Origin of the sequence: Lysinibacillus sp. KU-BSD001 (genome assembly GCF_042920265.1) — a bacterium.
GTDB lineage: Bacteria > Bacillota > Bacilli > Bacillales_A > Planococcaceae > Lysinibacillus_B.
Genome location: NZ_JBDQZI010000005.1, coordinates 173049 through 194165, shown reverse-complemented (window position 1 = coordinate 194165; position 21117 = coordinate 173049). Strand labels below are relative to the sequence as shown.

Sequence of the window (21117 nt, the reverse complement as noted above, 5' to 3'; positions counted from 1 at the left end):
TATTTAACGGAATGAACACAAAACAGTCTTATTGCTTCCAAAGAAACGTATGTTCTTATATAATGTATATAAGAGGGTAGAATCAAAGGCCACATAAAAGAGGACTACTTATACTTAAAACGGTTAATCCAAAGCCTTATTAAAACAACCGAAAATTTGTATGTTATACATAAGTTGATTGGAGGGGGATTTGAATGCCGAGAAAGCCGAATATTCGTGATGAGGATATTATTCACATGTACAATCAAGGGATGTCCTACAAATCAATGATAGAGCAGACAGGGTTATCTGAACGTGCTATTCGCAATGTCGTAAAAAAACACGGGATCAATACAAGACCTATAGGACAACCTAGAAAGCATAAAGTAAACGAAGATTTTTTCAAATTTTGGAACGATAAAATGGCATGGGTGCTAGGTGTTTTTGTTACGGATGGTCATATCAATAAAAGTACACATAGTATTTATTTCTCTCAAAAAGATGAAAGAATTCTAAAATTGATAGCAACATATATGGAAGCTGATTATGTTTTAATGCCATTCGGTAAAACAAAGACAACACCGACAATTATTATGAATTCAAAAGAAATCAAAAAAGACTTAGAACAGATGGGGATTACACCAAATAAGTCATTAACGCTAAAATTTCCACATGTGCCAGAACAGTATTTGCCATCATTTATTAGGGGTGTCATTGATGGAGATGGTTGGGTTCAAGATAGAGGCTATGTAATGAATGTGACTACGGGTAGTAAGGGTTTTGCTGAGAGTTTACATGAAGTTTTTCAAACATGGGAGTTAAAAAGTGAAATCACAGTAGAAAAGAGCCAAAAAGGTACTGACATTTACCGAACTTGGATAAAGGGGAAGCAAAGTATAATAAAATTAGCTGAGATTATTTATCTAAATTGTGTTGAAAGCTGCAATTATTCTAAAAAAGAACGATTAACACAGTGGGTAAAAGAAATGGAAGTGATTTATAATGTGGAAGCAAATAAATGGACGATTAGTTCAAACAGTCGATACAACAAGAGTAGAATATAAAACAAGAATCAGTAAAGCCATCTTGGATGAATTGAAAATAATAGCTAACGAACACAATACACATGTCGGTTATTTATTAGAAAATGGCTTTGAAAACTTGCTATATGAAGATTATATAAACTATGATAAGAAAAAACGTCCTAAAGATCGAATTGAATTTAGAACGACGTGTGATGAAGAGATACTTAAAAATTTAAGAACATTTGCTAAAGAGCATAAATTAAATTTAAATGATGTAATCGAAACAAGCGCTCAATATATCAACTTGGATGCTATCAAAAAAGGAAATTGGAGATATAGAATTGAGCACTAAAAAAGAGGAGATGAAAATCCCTCTTTTTTAAAACCCAAAATAGGGATGTGGTCATAATATAAATTATAGTCAGTTAAAATTGTCTCAAAAGTATACTTTAAATAGTGAGACAAAATAGTGAATTTTACAAAGAAACCTCGCGTTTTAGACACTAACGAATTTTATGCTGCTTAAAAATTTATGCATTTTCCTCGCTATTATACATCATAAAACAACCAATCGTTTTTAACTGATTACGACTGGTTGTTAACAAATCACGAAAATATCTATCTATTTATCTTTTAAACATCGGCAATCACATTGTGGCATTATATCTCAGCTTCCAATAAGCTATTTGTTAGCAAGCTGATCATCAATGGCTTGAACAGCTAATTCTAACGCTTTCATTCGCCTTGTTAACAACGTTCTTTGGGCACTACCATCCTTTAACTTAGCATAAACCTTCTCAATGGATGGAAATAAACCAGTAAGCACATTGCGAGCTTCTACTAAGTCTTCCAAGGTGTAATGATGTGGTTTTTGATTCCACACGTTGTCTAGCATGTCTAACCCGATGTAAACAGCTTTGAGTCGTTTCTTTACTAAAGTAATATTTGCGCCTTTTTGAGTCATCTGGAACAAGGCATTTTCGAGCTTACTGATTGTCGATTGTAAAGATTTTAATGATTCTAATTTCACTACATCTGATACGTTTTCCATGTTGTTATTGTCCCTTTTTCTTTTTTGCTTACTACTTGATTAAATCAGTAAAAAACTATTTCACTCGCAATATTTTAACATAAAGCATTAACCCTCTTTAAGCAAAATAATCCATTTGCCTCTAACCTGATTCGTTATTGATATAAGAGTTTTAAACAAATGCAAATTAAACGCATTTCTACTAATTAATCATTTTTTTACCCCCGATCGTTTCAAATAACGTAATCAGTCAATGAAGGTTTAGTCGCTTTTACAGTAAACGCATTATTTTTTTATTAAAAAATCACAAGCTTATCGTTCGTTTTCACAAAAACAAAAAGGTATTTATTATTTTCACAAGTGACCACATCATAAAGGAGCATATCACCCTCTTTGGATTACGATGTATTTTTCGAAAAAAAAAGCGTAATTAAGGTGCTTGTTCGCGAAGATTTTTAACCCCCACACAAGCACCTTTTTCAGTACATTTCTTTCTTTTTTATCACAACAGCTATTCAGAATGCGCCCTTTTTAAATAAAAACGTTCATTTTTCAGCTAAATTGTTAGCTTTTTTAACAACACCCACCTGCTCCACTATGGCAAACACCTGTCTCAGGTAAATGGAGTTGTACATTACTTGCAGCTTCTACATCCCCTGCCAAATAGGCTACGACTGAGCGGACTTGCTCATAGCCTGTTGCCATTAAGAATGTTGGCGCCCTTCCATATGATTTAGAGCCGACAATGTAAAAGTTCTTTTCGGATTGGCGTAATTCCTTTTCACCGTGTGCAGGTACACTACCACAGCTATGTTCGTTTGGATCAATCAATGGTGCAAGTGCTGGTACCGCTTCTGTAATAGCATCTGCCTGGAATCGTAATTCACGATGGATCTCGAAGTTTGGACGACTTCCTGTATTAACGATTAGTCGGTCAAATGGCCCGATTGATTTGTTTTCATCTCTTAATACAATGCCTTCTTGTTCACGAATAGATTGAATGTGGAAAGGTGTTTCTACTTGAATAACGCCCTTTTTTACTAGTTCTGCTATACGTAAGCCTAACTCTCCACGAGCTGCTAGTTCATCTTTCGAACCACCACCGAAAGCATCTTCTACTCGCGATTTACGTAAAATCCATGTAATCGCTGTGTTTGGGAACTTTTCTTTCAATATTGTTAAGTTTAATAAAGAATTGATTGCTGAATGACCACCGCCGACAACTGCAATACGTTTATTTGCATAGACTTCTTCATTGTTATTAACATCTGGGATATGATATTCAATTCGATCAGCTAACTTTTTCTCTGTCGGTAACCATAAACCGTTACTTAGCGCTGGATTCGGATTACCCCAAGTGCCTGTAGCATCGATAATCGCACTTGCCTTCATCATTTTAGTACCACAGCATGTATCCACATAAATGAGAAACGGCTTGTTTTCACGCTTTACGGACTTCATACGGTCTGTTCCTTCACGTGTAATGGCAACAACTCGGTGGTTTGTATGAATTTGCTTCTCAAACAACCTTGCCAGAGGTGCTAAATAAAGTTCAATTAGCTCCTTACCTGTAGGAATGACCTCATTTTGTGGAGATTGCCAATCCGTTTGTTCTAGTAATGTACGTGCGGCAGAGTCAATATTGTATTGCCAAGGTGAAAAAAGCGTCACATGCTGCCAAGAGCGGACATTCGCTGCAAGCTCCCCTGCTTCTAACACGAAAAATGGGATATTGCGTTGTGTTAAATGGGCTGCCGCTGCTAAACCAATCGGCCCCGCACCGATAATCGCTACAGGAAGTTTCGTATCGCAACAAGAATCGCTTGGCCCACAGCAAGCTGAAGATTGGTTAATGATTTTGAATTCCATAATATTTCCCTCACCTTACATAAGTATTTTGTTATATATAAAGGATGAAAAAATCAAGAGACATGCCCTTGATTATTCCCCTGTCTCACTAAAACGTTGAATACGTTCACTGATTTCATCGCGTACACGCTGGAATACGATCCATTTCTCTTCATCTGATCCCGTTGCTTTTGCTGGGTCATCAAAGCCCCAGTGCTCACGGCGGATATGTGGTGGTGTCATCGGACATTTATCAGCTGCATCTCCACATAAAGTCACGATGAAATCTGCGTTATTTAGTGTTTCTACATCGATGATATCAGACGTTTGATTCGATATATCGATACCTACCTCAGCCATTGCCTTTACTGCATTCGGGTTTAAGCCATGTGCTTCTACACCAGCACTTTTCACTTCCCACTTATCACCTAAGTACTTTTTCCCAAAACCTTCTGCCATCTGAGAACGGCATGAGTTCCCTGTACATAAAAAATAAATCAATTTTTTGGACATACTCTTTTAGCTCCTTTTAAATGATTAGCAGTGTAATATATAAGCCGACTAATGTAATAAATAGTATTGGAATCGTCAGCACAATCCCTGTTTTAAAGTAAGTTCCCCATGATATTTTCACACCTTTTTGACTTAATACATGCAGCCATACAAGTGTTGCAAGCGAACCGATTGGTGTTATTTTTGGTCCTAAGTCAGAACCAATAACATTTGCATAGATTAATGCTTCGCGCATTACACCCGTTGTATTCGTTTCAGCAATTGCGAGCGCATTGACCATAACTGTCGGCATATTGTTCATCATAGAAGATAAAAAGGCTGCAATAAAGCCCATTGCAATCGTACCGATAAACAACCCTTGCTCAGCCGTATATTCAATAACACCAGCGAGTGCTTCTGTGAATCCTGCATTCCCTAACCCATAAACGACTACATACATACCAATGGAGAAGAACACGATATTCCACGGTGCGCCTTTTATGACCGTTGTTGTATTGACAACTGGACTTCTCCTAGCCATAAGTAAGAAGAAAATGGCGATAATTCCTGCGATGAAAGATACAGGAATCGCTGTCCATTCACTTGAAAAGTAACCAATGACAAGTATCGTTAGCACGTACCAAGATAAGCGAAACATTTTTTTATCTTTAATAGCTTCTTCAGGTTTCTTTAACATCGTCAAATTATAAGTACGTGGTATAGATTTATTGAAATACAATAGCAATACCGTAATTGTTGCGATCAATGAGAAAATGTTTGGTAAAAACATGCGTACTGCATATTCAACGAAACCAATGTCAAAAAAGTCTGCAGATACGATATTCACTAAATTACTGACGACAAATGGTAAAGATGTAGTATCAGCAATAAAACCACTTGCCATAATAAACGGGAAAATCATCTTTTCTTTAAATTGTAGATTACGAACCATTGCAAGAACGATTGGTGTTAAGATTAATGCCGCACCATCGTTGGCAAAAAGTGCTGCAACGATTGCACCAAGTAAGCTGACATAGACAAACATTTTGATGCCGTGCCCTTTTGCCGCGCGAGCCATATGTAAAGCAGCCCATTCAAATAAACCAATTTCATCTAAAATGAGCGAGATGATAATAATCGCGATAAAGCTTAATGTGGCATTCCATGTAATATTGACAACATCGAGTACATCGTTAAAATCTACCACACCTACAGCGAGTGCAATAAGCGCACCTGCACAGGCAGACCAGCCAATATTAAGTCCTTTCGGCTGCCAAATAACAAAAATTAACGTTACAATAAAGATTAAACTTGCTAAGACGAACATGAACTATCCTCCGTAACTTTACATGTACAAATAGAAACAGCTTTCAACTCATCAATCACACGCTGAACAACGGGCGATGGATTTTCAGCTAAACGATAATGCTTCCATGTGCCAACTTTTCTTTCTGCAATAATGCCTGCATCTTTTAATTTTCGTAAATGCTGACTAACAGCTGGTTGTGAAATATTCAATACATCCACAAATTCACATACGCACACTTCCCCATTTTTTAGACAGGAAAGCAACTTTAGCCGATTTTGATCTGCCAATGCTTTTAACTGCTTTTCCATCAGTTCGATTTGCATATTTATCACTCCTTACATAAGAATTCACTTATATATTAACGGTAGCTTATGTATTTGTAAATAATTATTTACTTATATATGGTTTATTCTTTCACCTCAACATGATTTATAATGAGATGAAATATGGGGAATGTCAGGAAAATGCGGATTTACAAAGTTGCTGAATAGGAAAAGGAACTAGCTAATACCAGCTCCTCACTAAAGTTAATATTATTTATACTCACTTATATGCAACCATTCATCACAACTATCAACTAATTGCTGTAATTCATTCAAAAATTCGCTCGCATGATATCCATCGCAAACGGCATGATGTACTTGTAATGAAATAGGGAACAAAATTTTATCCCCTTGCTCGAAAAACTTACCACTAGTAATAATCGGTAATAAATACGTTCCATCATTAAAAATATTTAGATTAAAGCCTGTGAAGCTAATCCATGGAATACATGAAATAGGAAAAGTATTTTTCGGTTCATGTTTCTTTGGGTTCATGTTTTTCACATTACTGTATAGCTTCATATCCTCTTGATAGTTTTTATAGAAGGACGTAAAGTCAACCGAGTACTCCGACCATATATTCGAAAATGTTTTATCATCCTTATGAAATATAGTAAAGTTAGGCGTCATTTCATCCCAATATCCAAGCCGTCCTTCTTCATCAAAGCAAGTTCTAAATTCCTTGTGAGCATTAACAATGCGAGTAACCATATATATAAAAGTAGGATATAATTTGATATCCTTTTTTCGTAACTTCTCTAATAACTGTGTGATGTCAATATTCGCAGTCACACTGAAAGTACACCTAGTATTATTTAGAAAATGCTCAAAATAAGCTTTTCTATCCCAATGATCAATATCAATTACATTAAATTTCAATTTATTCGCCTCCTAAAATGTTTAAAATGATTTTAAGAGGCCACTTTCACTGCCATCTTCATCGTTACACACCCTTAGAAATAGTAAAAACTTCTCCAATAATATAAAATAAACTTTAAAATTTGTCTACGCTCTGTTATGAAACGATCTTTCTTCGAGTCATTCTTTATCTTAGTTTCCTGCATGCCAATAGTCACGATATAACCACTATCCCGTCAGAAGCGAGTTTCTGTTCACCTATATTCACTTCACGAATAATTAGATCACTGGGCTTCCCTAGCATTGTTTGTAAGCTGTCCAAATTCTCTTCTAGCTTTGTGCCAATTTCGATTTGAAATTCATTTTGTTTTTCTGCTATATAACTCTCTTTTTTCTATACTTAGAAAACAAACTTCGGAATGTGAATAAAAGGCATCGAGCGGATAAAAAAACTGTAGGCAGACTCGAATTTTTTCGAGTTTGCCTACAGTCTGAAATGAGCAGTTAGCCACCACTTCTCATCCTATTATTCATGCCACAATCCTGCTTGTTCTAATTTCTTTTTCCCTTTAAATGCGAAAATAATCGCTCCGACATTTAAGATAAACATAATAAAAATACCGTATAGCACATACGTGTAACTACCTGTGACTTCAAAAATAAAGCCATATCCGGGTAATGCCACAATCCCTGCAATGGCTAAGCCCGTTATTGCAAGTCCGTAAATTTGACTGAACTCTTTATTGCCAAATAGAGCTGTCGTTAAAAGAGGTCCTAATGTCCCAAGAGATGAAACAACAAATCCATATAAGCCTGTAGCCATCGTAAACATCAATGGGTTTTCAGGAGTTGTTAATAGAATGCCTACTGGTACTAATCCTATCAGCATCGCGGCAATCGTTGTATTTTTCACGCCAATTTTATCACTGAGGAAACCGAAAAATAATGCACCAATCACAACACCGACCGACCAAGTACCCATCGCATTCCCTGCAAACTTAATATCGTAGCCTAAACTCATTGCAAACGGTGCAACATGTTGATTAAATGCACCGATAGAAGTATCGAATAAGAAGAAAATGATTAAAAAATAAAAAGCGCTGGATTTTTTGGCTATTTTAAAACTTACACCGCTATTTGTAGTAGTTGATACTTGATTCTCTTGATTTGGCTTCATTTCATCCATACCATATGGCTGTAACCCTTTTTGTTGTGGTGCCATTCGTATCGTTAAGAGCACGACCGGGATCACGACCGCCATTACGCCGACCCCTAAAATAATATACGTATTTCGCCAGCCTTCACTGGCGATTAAATTACCTGCTACTGGTTGAAGGAAAGCACCGATTAAACCACCAGCTCCGACCATAATGCCGATTGCCAAACCTCTGTGCTTTTTAAACCAATTATTAATGAGTACAGGACCTGCCAATTGTGTTACTAATACAGACCCCATTGCCATTGGAATAGCAAATAGGTACCAACCCCATACGGAGTTCATGAAACCAAACATCGCAAAGGAGCCTGCCTCCAAAATAACCGCTACTACTAAAAGTGCTCTAATATTGTATTTTGTTATCATCTTACCTGCAATTGGTAAGGAAATCATTGTGACGATGGATGATATACTAAAGTACAATGTTAAACTGCCCATGCCAATGCCTAATTCTTCAGTAACAGGAGTTAAAAATAATCCCCCTGTAGTCATAATGCCACCTTTAGCAGCTCCGACCATTACAACTAACCCTAATAATACCCACCAAGCATAGTGGATTTTTTTCGTTGACTGACTCATGATGTTATCCTCGATTCACTTAATTGATTACTAGTGTGTTTAGTAAAATAGGTATATTTTTATATTCCAGAATGATAGGCGCACCCTTTATTAGATAGGTAATATTTAATATCCTGGTTACTTTACGTAACAACAATAGCCTGATATCGAGAATGTGTCAATATTATGAACTAAATTATTTAGTTGAAAGAATGATGAGATAAGTTAGAATAGTACATATTTATCTACTAGACAAAAAAAACAGGAACCAAATGAAGGCTTGGTTCCTGTGAAAAGTAATTTTGATTAAAACATATTTTCTAAATTTCGTGTGTTGTTTGTTACGTTTTCTAATAAGAGATTTAAGTGATCCATAGCATGCGAAACTTCTTCAATCATGGATAGTAATTCTTCACTGTTTCCAGCATTCGATTGAATATGCTCATACAATGCATCGAATACTTGGTTTTCGACTTGACTATCTTGCTGTAATTCAGCGATGAGCTCGCTGAATTGCTGTATTTTCTGCCTTGATTGTACAGTGCTTTCAATAAGACTTTCAATCGAGACTTTTGCTTCAGCCATTTTATCTTTACTTGTTTCAATAGCATCAATTTGCTGGTCTGTACTCTCTTTGTTATATTGAATTTCTTGTTGTAAATCGGTTAAAATACTGCTGATTTTGCCTGTTGCTTCACCGCTTTGTTCCGCTAGCTTTCTTACTTCATCCGCTACAACGGCAAAGCCCTTTCCTGCTTCGCCAGCACGAGCTGCCTCGATGGATGCATTCAGTGCGAGTAAATTTGTATTATCTGCAATGCCCTTAATCAAATGAATGATTTCCCCAATTTGCGCGGAGCTTTCTAGTAGTACATGTACACGTTCTTTATTATCGTTTACTTCACGTGCAATATTATCAATGGCTGCATGGAGTGTTTCGATTCCTTTGACACTTAATTCAGCTGAAATTTTAGACTTATCAGATAATTTATCTAAGTCATTTGCCTCAGCTGCAATGCTTTGTAACGTGACCGCTTTCCGCTCTACGATTTTTTCGGCTTCCGCTACTTGTTCTGCTTGCGCTTGACTATTTTTAGCTGTAGCTTGTACAGCTGTTGTCACTTCTTTTAATGTAGTGGCTGTTGTCAGCATAGCCTCGCTGTATTCTCGTTGCACACTCGATACAGCCGTTGTATTTTCGTGAACAGATTGTAAAATCGTCTGATAATGTGTTGTCACATCATTGATTGCGTCTTGAATGGCTAGTAGTTCAGCCTCTTTTACTACAATCTCTGTATCTTGCTGATCTTTACCGAGTGAGCGCAGTTTATTGGCGAATAACGCTAAAGGCTGTAGTATCTTTTGTGTCGCCATAGATAAAATGAGCAATAATACAATCGTCACAATAATACTGCTAATGATGACTGTCACAATAGAACGGTTAATCGCGTCAGTTGTACTCGCTAATGCTTCACTTGTATAATGCACGGATTCAAAATACGGCGCTGCATCAATGGAAGCGTAGAGGACATAGCGAATTTCATTATCAAAATAAACGGGTGCATAAATTTCAGCCACGTTTTCGGTAATTGTAATAGACCCCTCTTCACCTGTAAAAATTGACGAAATCGTTGCATTATTTGCAGTGTCTCCTTTTGTAAATGGCGAAGTGGCCCCTTCCGTAATATTCTCCGTTAACACTAAATTGCTGCTATCGAATAAGTGTAAGCTTTGTAAGCCGTAGTCTTGCTGAAAATAGTTCGTTAATGCACTTTCAACGGTGTCTACAGCAAGAGCCGATTGGATAATGCCATCCCCGTTTGCACGAGGAATCGCCGTAAATTTAAAAATCTCACCCGTTTCGACTTTCATTTTCATAGCGGATGGAAGGATGTCCGCTTCTCCTGTTAGAAGCATGCGGTACCCTTCCCAAATATCAAATAAACTAATCCCTACTGCTTCTGTTTCTGTTGTTGTTGTAAAAATACCAGTATTATCTGTTATGTAAAAATCACTCATGTCTGTACTTTGTTTTAAGCGCTCTAAATCCTGAATAGTTAGTGTGCTATTGGTATCCATTTCTTTTACAATCAGTGCTGCATTCAGCATAGAGGCATCGATTTCTTTTTCCAATGTTACAACTTGATTCGCAATCGTCTCCGTTAACCTTTCAAGTGTTCCCGTTACTTGTTGTTGAGCTTGTTGCTCTAATTTTGTATTCGTTTCTTGTGATTGTTTCCCTAAATTGTTCTTTTCAACTAAAAGTAACGCGATTATTGTAAGCACTAAAAGTGTAGCAAAAACGAAGAAAAAGCTCATAAGTTTACTTTTAATGGACAATACAATCTCCCCCTATTTTATATTTCTGTTAATAATATACAATTTAAAGAGTGTACTCTACAAGGTCAAATACATTGTTTTTAAGTTAATATTTGTAAATTAAAGCACATTTAGAGAAGATACAGCTACAAACATAAAAACTCAGCAAAGAAAAACATCTTCACTGAGTTTGGCTAACTATTTTAATGTATCAATAAGCTGTGCTGGTGTATGTACGACATATTTTGGGTTTTCCTTCTCGATGAGCTCAAATCCGTCTAGTCCCCAGCTCACCCACATAAATGGTACCTTCACTTTATTGCATGCGATAATGTCTCGTACTTCATCTCCCACATAGAGTACATCGTCTGGTGTTGCTTGCTGTTGCTTCATAAATTTTTTAATAATAGCATCTTTACCAAATATTTTGCTGGATGTTAATACTTGCGATACACTCGTCACTCGCTCTTGCTGTAACAGCAGTTCGATATTTTCTTTCGCATTGGATGACAAAATAATAATCGTGTAGCCTTTTTGTGCTAATGTATCGAGCATTTCTTTAATTCCTTCAAATAGCTTTACTTCTTCGATATGGTCTTTAAAATAACGATAAATCTTCGGTAAAATAATCGGCAACTTATGCATAGGAAAGCGATATTTCTTCGCTCTTTGTGGGATAGTTAAATTTCTAGATGTAATTAAGTCATCCGCATTCACCTGATCATAATTATATTGCTCCGCAAATAGATTCCAAGCTTTCATAAACAGTTCGTTTGAATCCGCTAAGGTGCCATCAAAATCAAAAATGATATATTTCACTACTTTTTCCTCTTTTCACTCGCGATTATGTTTTTTCACTCTATCAATATACAAAAGAATGTATTGTTCTAACAATGAATCTTTTCTTTTGTCAGCGCCCATTGTTTCAATGTTAGCCACAGTATCCGCTTTATGATTAATCAATAGTATCTAACTTCCATTGTTTTTCGTAAATAAAAAACCTTGAAACAAAGAAATCATCCCCTGCTTCAAGGTGTTAGGTTCGGCTACATTACATTAAAATAACTTCGCAAATACAGTCGCAGCTTGCGCCCGTGTTAGTGGTTGTTGAGGCTCAAAATTGTGATCGTTTCCACTCATAATACCTGCTGATTGCAATGCATAGATGGCGTTTTTGGCTTCCGCGCTGATTTTAGCATCATCCACATACACTACATGCTCCTCGTTTTCGAATACATAATCCGTACTCCTTAAATACGCATACATCGCTACTGCAAATTGTTCACGAGTAATTGGTTTATTTGGATCAAAGCTCTGATTATTTAATGACGCTATCAACTTATTGTCTACCGCCCAACTAATTGCTTGTGCATAATGATCCGACGACTTTACATCTTTGAAGGATGATGTATGATCACTAGTCTTAGGTTCACCAGCCAATCGATGTAAGACAGTGGCAGCTTGACCGCGCGTGAAGTTATTATTTGGCGCAAAAGTCGTTGCATTTACCCCTTTAAATAAATTCGCTTCCGTTACTTTTATAATCGCTTCTTTTGCTGAATGATTTTCGATGTCCTGATAAAGTACTTCTTCTTTGGCGAGTAAATTTAGTACCGTCACCGTTCCACTTACTTCATGCCCAACAATTAATTGAGGGTGATCACCCGGCACAAAAGCCAGCCCTTCAGGTGATACATCGCCTGCGATATCTTTGCTAAAATCACGTAAGTTTAAATAATCGACGAATGTCGCATTGGCTGGGTCTGTAATATTGTACATCATTACGCCACCAATTCGTTCTAAGCCGACAAATGCAAATACTTCCTCACCAATGTTCCCTACTTTTACATCTTCGGGTTCAGGCCCTTTTTTGCCGCTTCGATTATCTAGCTTTACTTTATCATTACTGGAGTTAAAATATTCAGGGAAAGCTTTTGCAGTAATGCGTTCAAAATCACTGCCGCTATCATAAACAAGCTCCATTGTATCGGCATCAAAAATAGAGAATGATCGTGCACCAAAAATGTACTCTTTCTCTTTTTCAAAGCCGTCATAGCTTGTTGTATCGTAAAAGACAATTTCGTTACCATCTATTTCAATTTCTTTTTCGTTTAAGTGGAAGTTTGGTGAATCTTCCGCTCCCCATTCACGACCGTCTCCTTCATTTGCTGTGACGATATAGTTTTTTCCGTTTACACTATATGTCGCTATTCCATCTGGCATATAAATGCCGAAGTAGTTTTCATTTTGAAGCTGTGCTTGATCGTCTTTACGTACATCAATTTCATTGCCTTGTACACTAAAATCTTTAAAGCCTAAGCCATCTATCGAGATAACCTCATTTGATGTAAGATTGATCGTGGCAATGGCGTTATTTTCTTGCATGGCTACATAAGCGAACTGACTGTCTTCACTTACTGAAATGTATTCTGGTTCAAGGTCAACAGATGGCGCTGTCTCCTTCTTTAATAGCACATTGTTCTTTACTAACTCCATACGCTTTTCTGCTTGATCAAAACCTTCGAATGTCACAGATTGTGCTTGTAAAGTTTTAAGGCCGTTTGATAGATCAATAATCGAAACAGAGCCTTGAGGGTCGATAATATGTTGCCCATACCCTTTACGTGGTTCCCCTTCATTTGCTAAGAGCACTTTTTTACCGTCTGGTGAGAAGGTAATATTATCTGGTTGTTTCCCCACTTTCACTAAGTTTAGTAGCGCCCCTTCGCCCGTTAAAAATACGGCATATCCGTCCTCGTTATAGTCTTCAGCCTGCACAGATGCAACGATGACATTTTCATTTGGATGTACAGCGATGCTTGTTAAATCACCATATTGAAAACTTGCATCCACTGTTTGGATTAATTCAGCAATATCAATCGATAAAAACGGCTTTAATGCGAAAACTTTATCATTTTGATAATTTAATGAAACCGCTTCTACCTTTTTCGTCTCCCCATTTACTAAATACGTAGCATGATTATGTTTGTTGTACGTAACAATTTCCGTTGTGCCGCCATCTTCGTTTTGTACACCTGAATCATAGCGGGCATCTAATGATAACTTGTACGTTAGTTCTGTTGCTTCCGCTCCGACTGTAGGTACAATGATTGCTGCTCCAGTTAAACTAAGTGCAAATGTTGCTTTTGAAAAAACATATTTCCCCATGAATTGACCACCTTTTTCGTTAGTTAGCTTTAGCCTACAAGCTATTTGTAAAGATGGTATTAAATGCATTTCGTTTTTTGTAAATACGATATTAAGAACAATAGAATAATTATTTGAAAACATTAACGAATACTTATGAACATATTAAAATCTAAGCTTAAGAAGGATAAATTTAATCAATCGTTTTATATAAAAGGAACAGAAAAACAGTAGAAAAGCTGCAAGGAGTGATAAAGGAATACTTAAAGCAATAGGGAGATCAATACCATACCCAATACTCATCTTTATTTGTTCAAAACCAAACGTTCGTAAAATGCCCGCTAGTATTGACAATACTGCACTCAAAACTAGCCCTATAAATAGGACGGATAAAACAACGATTGCGAGTGAGTAAAAGAAAGCAGTCGTTATTTTGATTAATGTCATTCCCGTTCCCTCCGAATGATCTGTTGGACTTTGGCATTTGGACTAATTGAATAACTTTCTGTGTAGTAAAGTGTTCGTATATTACAGTTATTCCCTACTACTACAACATCGCCTTCAACAACGTCTGCAGTTGTAAAGGAGAGATTTAACGTTTTTCCCTTTATACATTTACAATTCAGCTTTTTCTTTAAGAAAGAAAAGGTTAATTTATCTTTCTCTACATATACTTCATCTGCAATCAGCCGCTCAATCGTACTTTCCCCAGATAATTTTAAAGAAAAGGATTTTGCTTGTATTTCTAAGGCTTTCACAATACCGATTGCTTCCATATTTTCTGTTTGTAAGTATTGTTCAATTGTGAGCTTCCCTGAGCTATTGAGTGTTTTTACTTGCCCCTTTCGTATCTTTAAATTTCCTGCATTCATTACTTCATTAATTTCACAAACTCCTTTTATTTTACATGATCCTGAACTTTTTAACGTATGTGCTTCAACACGAAAATAAAAGGAACTATATCCATGCGTAGAAATTTTTTGTAAGCTTACTTCTTGATGTAAAGAAACCGAACCACGGATATTTAATTGTTCGATATGTGAAGCCAAGTCCTTTATATTACCATTTGTCAGGGTTATACTACGTAAACTTTGTACAGGTTTGTTTAGCATCCATACTCACTCCCTATAAATTTCAACTTGTATATATTTTAGTTATTAAAATATATGTTCATTAAATTATATGTTCCATCACTTTGTCAAGAACAACAATGATATATTTGAGCAATAAAAAAGGATTTCATTTTTTATGAAATCCTAAAAAATTTTATTCATTAACTGATTCACATTCATTAATGTTTTTGCTATGTCTGTAAGTTTGTCTGGGGAAAACTTTAAAAATATTTCTTGGACCTTAAGTTCTCCACTATTCGTTAAAGTCATTTTTACTACTCGGCGATCTTCGTTGTCTCTAACCCGTTGTATTAAATTTAATTTTTCTAGCTTATCGCACATCGAGGTTACAGCACCAGGTGTCACACTAAAGGTATCTGCAATTTCAGTTGCTTTCATTTCCCCCATAATCTTCAGCTGAATAAGAAGGATAAGCTGATTTTGAGATAATGAATCTCCTTCAGAGAGCAGATTAACAAACATCTTTGACTTTTGTTGTATCTCCAGCATCTCTCTCATAACAACTTCTATATTATTTAGTTGATTACTTTCCGTCATCTAATCACAACCCATTAAAATATTTACAATGTAAACTATATAGTAAGTATATAATTAAATTAGCTTAATGCCAATATTTATAAAGAAGGTATGAATTGAAAGGTTCCATACTTTATCCATTTAGGACATCTTTTGAGTTAATCACATCTTTAAGCGATGCTCGCATGTAAGTAAATATCACATTGCTTTCATAACACATTTATTGGTAAACATCTGACTACAATACCAATCAACTATTCGTACTCTTATCCCACCTTTTAAATTATATTCCCTAATTTTTTATGATAAGTAACTCACTTCATTATGAACATCGCATTCATTCCTAACTCATTACTCTACTTTTCGACAAGAAATTTATTCCATACAGGGCAGGTTTCAGTTTGATTATGTCAGATTTTAGCGGAAATTTATTTGTCAAGAAATTTATTTTCGAAATTTTAAAAGAGCAAAAAAATACAAAAACACACTTTGTTATATAACAAAGCAGTAGTTAGACCTCTTTTAGCGCGTAATTATTATTTTAGACAAGCGAAACATTAATTTCTGCATCGTGCATTTTTTCTTCTGTATTGCGCCATAAATTTTCTAATTAATTATATTAGGAATATTATTCTTTCCTATGTTACGTTTCTACTTTATACACATATTTTCTACTTAACACTTGATAATTCTATACAATTTAATTTGTCTGAATTTAATATTCTTCTCTTCAATTCTGAAAATTTAGTATTGCATTATAAAGATTTCTCTCCTACAATAAAGACTTATAACGGGAGGCAAACAGAAATAAACCGTTTAAAACAGAATAATAATTCATTAGGGGGAATTATAATGGCTCAAGAGAAAAAGGGTAATCATTCTATCGATTACACGAAGATCGACCAAATGGAGTCGTTCAATCAATTTGTTAAGAAGAAAAACACGTTTCTTTTTGGCGTTGCAGCAGCATTTTTAACATTTTATATCTTTTTACCAATCCTAGCCTTCACGTCTGTATTACAACAGAAATGGTTTGGTAACATTACAGGTGTTTGGGTTTATTCGGCTGCACTATTTATTATGACGGTCATCTTAGCAATGGTTTATGTGCGTATGGCTGCAAAGTTCGACAAAGCAGCGGCAGCTGTTATTGCTGAACATTCTTCGAAAGGCGGTAATTAATCGATGGATAATTTAGTAACAATTGGATTTTTCGTTGGAATTGTTGGTTTAACACTTTTTGTAACGTATTTAGCAGCAAAGCGAACTTCTTCTGCCGCTGACTTCTACACTGCTGGTGGCGGGTTAACAGGTTGGCAAAATGGTTTCGCGATTGCTGGGGACTACTTATCAGCAGCAGCATTTTTAGGAGTATCTGGTGCCATTGCCCTTACAGGTTTTGATGGCTTCTTCTTCTCTGTAGGATATGTAGTAGCAAACTTAGTTCTTCTTTACATTATTGCGGAGCCAATGCGTAACATTGGTCGATATACATTAGCGGATATGTTAACGGCTCGTTTTAACGAAAAGCGTGTACGTGGTGTAGCTGCGGCAAGTACAATTACAATCGTAATTCTTTACATGATCGCACAATTAGTAGGTGCGGGTGCACTTATTAAACTTTTATTTGGTATTGAATATGAAGTTGCTGTATTAATCGTAGGTGTCATGATGACAACTTATGTATTAGTTGGTGGTATGACAGCAACATCTTGGGTACAAATCATTAAAGCTGGTTTATTATTATTTGGTACAGCATTACTTGCACTTTTAGTATTTATGAAATTCGATTTCAATCTAATGAAGATGTTTGATACGATCGCTTCAGAGCACGGTGAACAATATTTAAACCCTGGTATTAAATATACAAGTTCTCTTGATTCTGTTTCGATGATGATGGCATTAGTTCTTGGTACATCTGGTTTACCACATATTTTAATGCGTTTCTTCACGGTAAAAGATGCTCGTACAGCACGTCAATCTATTAACTGGACAACTTGGATTACAGCGATTTTCTTCTCGTTAACAATTTTCTTAGGCTTCGGTGCTATGCATTTTGTAGGAATTGATGACATCGTTGCGCAAAGTCCAGCAGGTAACACAGCTGCCCCACTTTTAGCTGAAATGTTAGGTGGCAATATTTTATTATCATTTATCGGTGCAGTAGCATTCGCAACAATTTTAGCGGTAGTATCTGGTTTAGTATTAACAGGTGCGTCTGCCATTTCTCATGATATTTACGGTGAAATCATTAAAGATGGTAAATTAACTGAAAAGCAACAAGTTATTGCTGCTCGTATCGGTTCTATTTCAATCGCTATTCTTTCTATTATCTTAGCGTTATTTGCACAAAGCTTAAACGTATCGTTCTTAGTATCATTTGCGTTCTGTATCGGTGCATCTGCAAACTTACCAGTAATCCTGTACACAATTTACTGGAAAAAGTTCAATGCAAATGGTGCCATTGCAGCAATGGTAGTTGGTTTAGTTTCATGTTTAGTATTAGGTGCTATGGGTCCAAACGTATGGAATCCAGTGGAAGGAAAAGCTATTTTCGTTGGTGATCCATTACTTCCACTTGCAGTACCAGCAATTATTACAATTCCACTTGGCTTCTTGGCAGGTTGGTTAGCATCTGTGTTAACAGCTAGCAAAGTGGATCAAAAACAAGCGGCAGAAATCTACAAAGAAATCCGCGTTAAAGCCAATACAGGTGTGTCGGTTTCTGACATATCTCACTAATTTTTTCAAGCATCAGGATGTAAATCCTGGTGCTTTTTTGTATATAAGAAAAACAATATCTTATAAGACTATATTAAAATCTCCAGAAATGTTTTAGTATACGAAACATTATCTCTCCCCTTTTTTTATAACAGAATACATTTTTTTCTCCCTTACGCACTCTTTTTGTTTGTCAATACCTCTGCAAACGTTGTTATATCAACGTTCTCGATTCTTGTCGAACGTTATTCTTCTATAAAAAACATATAATTATCTCGGTAAAACTAATATTCTATAAATTTTTTTCAGAAAATTTGTAGAATAACTATTGCAATCTTGTAAACACTGCCATAAAATGAAAAATGTAAAGGTTCTCAAGCAGAATTTTACAAACACAAAGCAGTAAAATGTTTCTTAATTTAAAAGGGGGTATGGTTATGTCGAAAAAACACAAACCAATTGTCGATTATGACAGAATCGCGCAACAAGAGTCGTTCAAACAATTGTCAAAGAAAAAGAATGCATTCCTTTGGACACTCACAGTAATCTTTTTAGGAGCCTATATGTTACTACCAGTTCTAACTTCTTACACTGATATTTTGCATCAGAAAGCAGTTGGAGATGTTACGTGGGTTTGGTTCTATTCTTTCGGTCTGTTTATCATGACTTGGTGTCTTTGTCATCTATATGTAGCGAGAGCAAACAAATTTGACCGCCAAGCAAAAGAAATTATTCAAGAATATGAAAGGGGTGTTAGCTAATGAGCTTCATAGCGATTTTCTTCTTCGTAGCAATTGTAGGTGCAACATTAGTCGTAACTTGGTGGGCATCTAGACGTACATCAAGTGCAAGTGACTTCTATACAGCTGGTGGCGGTTTAACGGGCTGGCAAAATGGTTTAGCAATCGCTGGTGACTACTTATCAGCTGCATCATTCCTAGGGATCGCGGGATCGATTGCATTATTCGGTTTTGACGGATTCTTCTTCTCTGTCGGATACTTAGTAGCATACTTAGTTGTACTTTACATCGTAGCAGAGCCTTTACGTAACTTAGGTAAATTCACGTTAGCGGATATGATTACAGCTCGTTTCGACAAAGCAAAGGTACGCGGGGCAGCGGCATTATCTACTATTACTATCGTATTCTTCTATATGATCGCACAACTTGTTGGTGCGGGTGCACTTATTCAATTATTATTAGGTATCGAGTACAAGTGGGCTGTTATTCTTGTAGGTATTATGATGACAACTTACGTATTATTCGGTGGGATGACAGCCACTTCTTGGGTTCAAATCATTAAAGCTTGTTTATTAATGGTTGGTACAATCATTATTTCATTCTTAGTATTATTAAAGTTCAACTTCAACATCGGTACAATGTTTACAGAAATGAAAACGGCTACTGAATATGGTGAAGCATACTTAAATCCAGGATTAAAGTATACGAACGGGATTGATACGATCTCAATGTTAATCGCGCTAGTACTTGGTACAGCGGGTCTTCCACATATCCTAATGCGTTTCTTCACAGTAAAAGACGCACAAACAGCTCGTTCTTCTGTCATTTGGGCTACTTGGATTGTAGGTATTTTCTATGTATTAACAATTTTCTTAGGCTTCGGTGCTGCAGCATTCGTAGGCATTGACAACATTGTCGCAGCAAACCCAGCTGGTAACTTAGCAGCGCCATTATTAGCAGAAGCACTTGGTGGGGAAATCTTATTCTCATTCGTATCTGCTGTAGCGTTCGCAACAATCTTAGCGGTAGTAGCAGGTCTTGTACTTTCAGGTGCATCTGCCCTATCACATGATATTTACGGTCAAATTATTAAAAAAGGACAAGTGTCAGAGAAAGAGCAAGTTGTGGCTGCTCGTATTGGTTCAATCACAATCGCTGTCATCTCAATCCTTTTAGCGTTAGGCGCTCAAACATTAAACGTAGCGTTCTTAGTATCATTCGCATTCTGTATCGCAGCATCTGCAAACTTACCAGTTATCATTTACACAATTTACTGGAAGCGTTTCAATACTACAGGTGCAGTAACTGCAATTATCGTAGGTTTAGTTTCATGTTTAGTGTTAGTAGCAATGTCTCCAAACGTATGGAACCCAGAACCAGGTAAAGCAATCTTCGTTGGTGAAGCGTTAATCAAATTAACAAACCCAGCGATCATTACAGTACCACTTGGCTTCTTAGCTGGTTGGTTAGGTAGTTACTTAACACCTGCTGAAAACCCAGCAATCTACCGTGAAGTAGAAGTTAAAGCACAAACTGGTATTTCTGTACAAGACGTATCACACTAATCGTTTCATTCACAAGGGGATGGGCTCTCGGCTTAGGTCGAGAGTCTTTTTATTTAGAACAAGCTAAATGCATGAAGTGTTAAAACACGGATCTCCCCTTCCCTACTTTTATAATAGGCACTTTTTTCAGAAAATGATAAAATATAAATAGAGGTGATCCGATGTCTAAGTCTGAAGCAAAAAAGAAACGGATTAAGCTACTCCGTCAGCAAGGGAAAGATGTAACAGAACAGCGTGGCACAGCCGATTTTTCTACACATGTTCGGCTGACAAAAACGAAAAAAGAAGTCATGGAAAAGAATTTACGCAAACATAAAAACCGTTACGAAGACGCTTAA

The 21117-nt window shown here is 36.4% G+C and carries 20 protein-coding genes; 7 read left to right on the top strand and 13 right to left on the bottom strand.

Features of this window, described 5'->3' with window-relative positions; genetic code table 11:
• Positions 1–194: 194 nt before the first annotated feature.
• Positions 195–1043, top strand: coding sequence for an LAGLIDADG family homing endonuclease (locus AAGS61_RS10000; RefSeq protein ID WP_391370904.1), 849 nt, complete (start codon positions 195–197; stop codon positions 1041–1043).
• A complete protein-coding gene (locus AAGS61_RS09995; protein WP_391370901.1) occupies positions 982–1356 on the top strand; it encodes an rRNA methyltransferase in 375 nt (124 codons plus the stop codon). Before AAGS61_RS10000 ends, AAGS61_RS09995 begins: the two co-directional genes overlap by 62 nt.
• A 330-nt stretch (positions 1357–1686) precedes the next feature.
• Here AAGS61_RS09995 and AAGS61_RS09990 read toward each other — a convergent pair whose 3' ends face one another.
• From AAGS61_RS09990 to AAGS61_RS09930, 13 genes are all read right to left on the bottom strand, one after another.
• Positions 1687–2055 (bottom strand): hypothetical protein, encoded by a 369-nt coding sequence (locus AAGS61_RS09990; protein ID WP_391370899.1) that lies wholly within the window; start codon positions 2053–2055, stop codon positions 1687–1689.
• A gap of 552 nt (positions 2056–2607) precedes the next feature.
• Positions 2608–3903, bottom strand: a complete 1296-nt coding sequence (locus AAGS61_RS09985) for an NAD(P)-binding domain-containing protein (protein WP_391370896.1) — start codon at positions 3901–3903, stop codon at positions 2608–2610.
• Between the two features lie 72 nt (positions 3904–3975).
• Entirely contained in the window at positions 3976–4395 is a 420-nt protein-coding gene (arsC, locus tag AAGS61_RS09980; protein WP_391370893.1) for an arsenate reductase (thioredoxin), read from the bottom strand.
• Positions 4396–4411: 16 nt separating this feature from the next.
• Complete coding sequence (locus tag AAGS61_RS09975) at positions 4412–5701, bottom strand: arsenic transporter (protein ID WP_391370890.1); 1290 nt, start codon at positions 5699–5701, stop codon at positions 4412–4414.
• Entirely contained in the window at positions 5689–6006 is a 318-nt protein-coding gene (locus tag AAGS61_RS09970; protein ID WP_391370887.1) for an ArsR/SmtB family transcription factor, read from the bottom strand. The genes AAGS61_RS09975 and AAGS61_RS09970 overlap by 13 nt, the downstream gene beginning before the upstream one ends.
• 210 nt (positions 6007–6216) lie before the next feature.
• Positions 6217–6885, bottom strand: a complete 669-nt coding sequence (catA, locus tag AAGS61_RS09965; protein WP_391370885.1) for a type A chloramphenicol O-acetyltransferase — start codon at positions 6883–6885, stop codon at positions 6217–6219.
• 505 nt (positions 6886–7390) lie between these two features.
• Positions 7391–8659, bottom strand: coding sequence for an MFS transporter (locus AAGS61_RS09960; RefSeq protein ID WP_391370882.1), 1269 nt, complete (start codon positions 8657–8659; stop codon positions 7391–7393).
• Between the two features lie 285 nt (positions 8660–8944).
• Positions 8945–10978 carry a methyl-accepting chemotaxis protein gene (locus tag AAGS61_RS09955; protein ID WP_391370879.1) on the bottom strand — a complete coding sequence of 678 codons (2034 nt, stop codon included), beginning with the start codon at positions 10976–10978 and terminating at the stop codon, positions 8945–8947.
• Between the two features lie 177 nt (positions 10979–11155).
• A complete protein-coding gene (locus tag AAGS61_RS09950; RefSeq protein ID WP_391370876.1) occupies positions 11156–11776 on the bottom strand; it encodes an HAD-IA family hydrolase in 621 nt (206 codons plus the stop codon).
• A 237-nt stretch (positions 11777–12013) separates the two neighbouring features.
• Complete coding sequence (locus AAGS61_RS09945) at positions 12014–14125, bottom strand: choice-of-anchor I family protein (RefSeq protein ID WP_391370873.1); 2112 nt, start codon at positions 14123–14125, stop codon at positions 12014–12016.
• Between the two features lie 144 nt (positions 14126–14269).
• Complete coding sequence (locus AAGS61_RS09940) at positions 14270–14551, bottom strand: hypothetical protein (RefSeq protein ID WP_391370870.1); 282 nt, start codon at positions 14549–14551, stop codon at positions 14270–14272.
• Positions 14548–15216 carry a hypothetical protein gene (locus AAGS61_RS09935; RefSeq protein ID WP_391370868.1) on the bottom strand — a complete coding sequence of 223 codons (669 nt, stop codon included), beginning with the start codon at positions 15214–15216 and terminating at the stop codon, positions 14548–14550. The genes AAGS61_RS09940 and AAGS61_RS09935 overlap by 4 nt, the downstream gene beginning before the upstream one ends.
• Positions 15217–15360: 144 nt before the next feature.
• The gene (locus AAGS61_RS09930) at positions 15361–15774 is read right to left on the bottom strand and encodes a MarR family winged helix-turn-helix transcriptional regulator (protein WP_391370866.1); all 414 of its coding nucleotides are present in this window, start codon (positions 15772–15774) and stop codon (positions 15361–15363) included.
• An 831-nt stretch (positions 15775–16605) separates the two neighbouring features.
• On the opposite strand from AAGS61_RS09930, the gene AAGS61_RS09925 reads away from it, so the two are divergent.
• The 5 genes from AAGS61_RS09925 (at position 16606) to AAGS61_RS09905 (ending at position 21117) form a co-directional block, all read left to right on the top strand.
• Positions 16606–16935 (top strand): DUF485 domain-containing protein, encoded by a 330-nt coding sequence (locus tag AAGS61_RS09925; RefSeq protein ID WP_391370863.1) that lies wholly within the window; start codon positions 16606–16608, stop codon positions 16933–16935.
• A 3-nt stretch (positions 16936–16938) separates the two neighbouring features.
• Positions 16939–18495, top strand: coding sequence for a solute symporter family protein (locus AAGS61_RS09920; RefSeq protein ID WP_391370860.1), 1557 nt, complete (start codon positions 16939–16941; stop codon positions 18493–18495).
• A gap of 416 nt (positions 18496–18911) precedes the next feature.
• Complete coding sequence (locus AAGS61_RS09915; RefSeq protein WP_391370858.1) at positions 18912–19235, top strand: DUF485 domain-containing protein; 324 nt, start codon at positions 18912–18914, stop codon at positions 19233–19235.
• On the top strand, positions 19235–20779 hold the full coding sequence (locus AAGS61_RS09910; protein ID WP_391370855.1) for a solute symporter family protein: 1545 nt from the start codon (positions 19235–19237) through the stop codon (positions 20777–20779). The genes AAGS61_RS09915 and AAGS61_RS09910 overlap by 1 nt, the downstream gene beginning before the upstream one ends.
• Before the next feature lie 161 nt (positions 20780–20940).
• Positions 20941–21117 (top strand): hypothetical protein, encoded by a 177-nt coding sequence (locus AAGS61_RS09905; protein ID WP_391370852.1) that lies wholly within the window; start codon positions 20941–20943, stop codon positions 21115–21117.

Excerpts from the sequence above, each read along its gene's own strand:
- AAGS61_RS09935 (WP_391370868.1), bottom strand. The coding sequence starts at position 15,216 with ATGCTAAACAAACCTGTACAAAGTTTACGTAGTATAACCCTGACAAAT.
- arsC (WP_391370893.1), bottom strand. The coding sequence starts at position 4,395 with ATGTCCAAAAAATTGATTTATTTTTTATGTACAGGGAACTCATGCCGT.
- AAGS61_RS09940 (WP_391370870.1), bottom strand. The coding sequence starts at position 14,551 with ATGACATTAATCAAAATAACGACTGCTTTCTTTTACTCACTCGCAATC.
- AAGS61_RS09975 (WP_391370890.1), bottom strand. The coding sequence starts at position 5,701 with ATGTTCGTCTTAGCAAGTTTAATCTTTATTGTAACGTTAATTTTTGTT.
- AAGS61_RS09945 (WP_391370873.1), bottom strand. The coding sequence starts at position 14,125 with ATGGGGAAATATGTTTTTTCAAAAGCAACATTTGCACTTAGTTTAACT.
- AAGS61_RS10000 (WP_391370904.1), top strand. The coding sequence starts at position 195 with ATGCCGAGAAAGCCGAATATTCGTGATGAGGATATTATTCACATGTAC.
- AAGS61_RS09915 (WP_391370858.1), top strand. The coding sequence starts at position 18,912 with ATGTCGAAAAAACACAAACCAATTGTCGATTATGACAGAATCGCGCAA.
- AAGS61_RS09925 (WP_391370863.1), top strand. The coding sequence starts at position 16,606 with ATGGCTCAAGAGAAAAAGGGTAATCATTCTATCGATTACACGAAGATC.
- AAGS61_RS09905 (WP_391370852.1), top strand. The coding sequence starts at position 20,941 with ATGTCTAAGTCTGAAGCAAAAAAGAAACGGATTAAGCTACTCCGTCAG.
- AAGS61_RS09990 (WP_391370899.1), bottom strand. The coding sequence starts at position 2,055 with ATGGAAAACGTATCAGATGTAGTGAAATTAGAATCATTAAAATCTTTA.
- AAGS61_RS09920 (WP_391370860.1), top strand. The coding sequence starts at position 16,939 with ATGGATAATTTAGTAACAATTGGATTTTTCGTTGGAATTGTTGGTTTA.
- AAGS61_RS09995 (WP_391370901.1), top strand. The coding sequence starts at position 982 with ATGTGGAAGCAAATAAATGGACGATTAGTTCAAACAGTCGATACAACA.
- AAGS61_RS09985 (WP_391370896.1), bottom strand. The coding sequence starts at position 3,903 with ATGGAATTCAAAATCATTAACCAATCTTCAGCTTGCTGTGGGCCAAGC.
- AAGS61_RS09970 (WP_391370887.1), bottom strand. The coding sequence starts at position 6,006 with ATGCAAATCGAACTGATGGAAAAGCAGTTAAAAGCATTGGCAGATCAA.
- AAGS61_RS09960 (WP_391370882.1), bottom strand. The coding sequence starts at position 8,659 with ATGAGTCAGTCAACGAAAAAAATCCACTATGCTTGGTGGGTATTATTA.
- AAGS61_RS09930 (WP_391370866.1), bottom strand. The coding sequence starts at position 15,774 with ATGACGGAAAGTAATCAACTAAATAATATAGAAGTTGTTATGAGAGAG.
- AAGS61_RS09910 (WP_391370855.1), top strand. The coding sequence starts at position 19,235 with ATGAGCTTCATAGCGATTTTCTTCTTCGTAGCAATTGTAGGTGCAACA.